Below are 1,054 nucleotides of genomic sequence, written 5' to 3'. Positions count from 1 at the left end.
CCGTCAGCGTCAGCGCGCCGCCGCCGATGTCCACCGTGCCGCCATTGGCCAGCGCGCCGCTGGTCAGCGCGCCGTTCTCGCCGAGGGTCACCGCGCCGTTGTTGGTCAGCGCCCCCAGCGTCTGGGCCCGGCCGCTGAGGTTAAACGCCGCGCCCGCCGCCGTGGTCAGCTGCGCGGTGTTCCCCAGCGCGCTGTCGCTGCCCGCCACCACCGTGCCGGCGTCAATTGACGTCGCGCCGGTGTAGTTATTTTCCGCATTGCTCAGCGTCAGCGTCCCGCCGGCGGCGTTCAGCGTCAGGTTACCAGTACCAGTGATCTGGGTGGTAAACGTCTTCGCCGCCTCAGTGACGTTGGCCGTATCAAGTTCCAGCGTCTTATTAGCGAACAGTGCCAACTTCACTAATCTGGCAACGGCACTTAATCCCTTATCGCCGCTCAGGGCAAAATTATAGGAGCCCTGTGCCACCGCTTCACCGGTCTGAATAATGTCCAGAGTCGTATTATCAGTCAGGACATTTCCGTCCAGATCCTGCAGCGAGAGTTTTGCCAGCGTCTCAGCGCTTAGGGCATTACTCTGCACCAGTACCCGAGCTTCGCCGTACCCCTGTTCCAGTAAGTTGTCGCTCAGTGATAAATTATTCTGTACCTGAATAATGCTGTTATTACTGACGTTTAGTGAGTCCGATGTAATGACCCCAGCGCCAGTGAACTGCGTGGTACCCCCGTCGAGCGTCAGGCCGCCAATCGCCTGTGCGCCCGCGCCCACGCTGACCGTCGCTTCCCTGCCGATCAGCAGGGTCGCTTTGCCCAGCGCCGCGCCGTTGTCGCCCGACAGGTTAAAAAGCACGTTGCTCAGGTTCACCCGGCCGGCGAACTGGTTGCCGGCGTTGGCGCCAAAGCGGAAGTCGCGGTTCGCGTTGCTGATGTTCAGCGCCCCGCCGCCGGTCAGCGCCTGGTTAAAGCCGCTCAGCCCCGCCAGCGTCAGCGCGCTGTCCGCGCCTACATTCACCCCAACCTCCGACCCCAGCCCCTCCGTGCCGCTCAGCGTCAGTCA

General features: G+C 62.7%; 1 protein-coding gene. It reads right to left on the bottom strand.

Annotated elements, in window-relative coordinates:
- Positions 1 to 1,009, bottom strand: a 1,009-nt coding sequence (locus tag BS626_RS17970; protein ID WP_371328518.1) for an autotransporter-associated beta strand repeat-containing protein, incomplete at its 3' end; no start/stop codon positions are given.
- Positions 1,010 to 1,054 lie beyond the last annotated feature (45 nt).

It is taken from the genome of Pantoea sp. 1.19, from assembly GCF_001922585.1.
Taxonomy (GTDB): domain Bacteria; phylum Pseudomonadota; class Gammaproteobacteria; order Enterobacterales; family Enterobacteriaceae; genus 1-19.
The sequence above is the reverse complement of the archived record's forward strand: the minus strand, read 5'-3'. Positions and strand labels throughout refer to the sequence as shown.